The sequence below is a fragment of the Microcoleus sp. F10-B2 genome (assembly GCF_036704965.1).
Taxonomy (GTDB): domain Bacteria; phylum Cyanobacteriota; class Cyanobacteriia; order Cyanobacteriales; family Microcoleaceae; genus Microcoleus.
In genome coordinates this window covers 1-1,974 of the sequence record NZ_JAUBTB010000212.1, presented here as the reverse complement: position 1 = coordinate 1,974, position 1,974 = coordinate 1, and the positions used below count along the sequence as shown (strand labels likewise).

Annotated in this window: 1 protein-coding gene; it reads left to right on the top strand. The window is 45.3% G+C overall.

Annotation, left to right across the window (positions count from 1 at the left end; translation table 11 throughout):
- The first annotated feature begins 148 nt into the window (after positions 1-148).
- Positions 149-1,882: an IS1634 family transposase gene (locus QUA99_RS32670; protein ID WP_333245734.1), complete on the top strand. Its 1,734-nt coding sequence runs from the start codon at positions 149-151 to the stop codon at positions 1,880-1,882.
- The last annotated feature ends 92 nt before the right edge of the window (positions 1,883-1,974 follow it).

Below are 1,974 nucleotides of genomic sequence, written 5' to 3'. Positions count from 1 at the left end.
CGGAACTTACCCCCTGCGGGGTAGTTCCGAAGAGAGCTCGCGCATACGAGCTATAGGTTTGCCCACTTCGATCGGCTCGCGACTGTAGTCATGTAAATTCAGATTTTCTTAAGATTGTTTGGCTCGAGAGTGTGAGAGAATTGTAGTCATGCACATCGAAAGAGTCCCCAACCGCAATTCCCCACCAGCCGTCCTCTTACGTCAATCCTACCGAGAGGATGGAAAAGTGCGCAAGCGTACCCTAGCTAACCTCTCAAAATTGCCCGATGATGCCATTGAAGGACTGCGAATTTTACTCAAAGGTGGCACCGCTATTTCTAGTCTCGAATCTGCCTTTGACATCCAAAGTTCATTACCCCACGGCCATGTAGCCGCCGTGTTAGGTACGCTCAAAAATATCGGGCTAGAATCATTAATTAGCGAGCGAACCAGTCGCCAACGGGATCTAGTCACAGCAATGATAGTAGCACGAATTATCGACCCCGCCTCAAAATTAGCCACAGCACGCGGATTATCCGCAGATGCCTGTAATAGCACCCTCTGTGAAATCTTAAAAGTTCAAGATGCTGATGTCGATGAGCTGTATGAAGCAATGGATTGGTTGTCAGATAGACAACAGGAAATCGAACAAAGAATAGCAGCAAAACACCTATCTGAAGGCAGCCTAATTCTCTACGATGTTACTTCCACATATTTTGAAGGAACCACCTGTCCCCTGGCTCAATACGGCTATTCACGGGACAAAAAGAGAGGGAAGTTACAAATAATTTTTGGATTACTTTGTAACGCTGCGGGATGCCCGATTGCTGTCGAAGTTTTTGAAGGTAATGTCAATGATGCTAAAACCTTAAGTCCGATCCTAGAAAAAGTCCGCACTCGGTTTGGTATTCAACGGTTAGTATTGGTGGGCGATCGGGGCGTACTTACTTCAGCTCGTCTTGAAGAAGAATTAAAGGGGGTAGAGGGTTTAGACTGGATTACAGCATTAAGAGCGCCGCAAATTCGAGAGTTAGTAGAACAAGAGGCAATACAACTGTCACTGTTTGACCAAAGAAATTTAGCTGCAATTCAATCCCCAGATTATCCCGGAGAAAGGTTAATCGCCTGTCGCAATCCGTTTTTAGCTATTGAAAGAGCGGCTACAAGAGAAGCACTACTACAGGCAACTGAGAAAGAATTAGACAAAATCGTCGTGGCAACAACTCGCTCAAATCGGAGGTTGGTGGGAGCCGAAAAAATAGGGGTAAGGGTCGGGAAAATCATCAATCGCTATCAGGTAGCAAAGCATTTTAATTTATCGATCGCTGACAACAGTTTCAGTTACGAACGCAACCGCGAGAAAATTGAAGCAGAAGCTAATTTAGATGGAATGTACGTGATTCGTACTTCAGTTGCCAGGTCAATGTTAGATGACTCTTCAACGGTGAAAGCCTACAAGGGTTTGTCTGTTGTCGAGCAAGCATTTCGCTGTTATAAGACTATTGATTTGAAGGTGCGTCCGATTTATCATCGTTTGGCTCATCGGGTACGATCGCACGTGTTTTTATGTTTGTTGGCTTATTATGTGGAATGGCAGATGCGACAGAGATTAGCACCGTTGCTATTCGAGTCCGAGGAGTGGTTAGATACCTCAGAATCAATGGATGTGGTTGTCCCGAATAAATCTCAAACTCCGGCAAAACGAAAGGCTTCAACTCAACGGACTGAGGAAAATTTTCCAGTTCAAAGTTTCCGGACGTTACTCACGAATTTGGCGACGATTACTAAAAATCGAGTACAGCCTAAATTGGGGGGAGTTTCAGTTAGCTTTGATAAGTTGACAATACCGAGCCCTTTACAGCAGAAAGCCTTCGATTTACTGGGAGTTACGCTGAATTTGTAGTCATGTATCAGGTAAGGGCTCTCACCCCGATTTCCCGTGAGTTCTGGGTTTGAACCCTAGGAGCGAACGAGCCTGTGGGTAAGTTCCGTTTA

Excerpts from the sequence above, each read along its gene's own strand:
- QUA99_RS32670 (WP_333245734.1), top strand. The coding sequence starts at position 149 with ATGCACATCGAAAGAGTCCCCAACCGCAATTCCCCACCAGCCGTCCTC.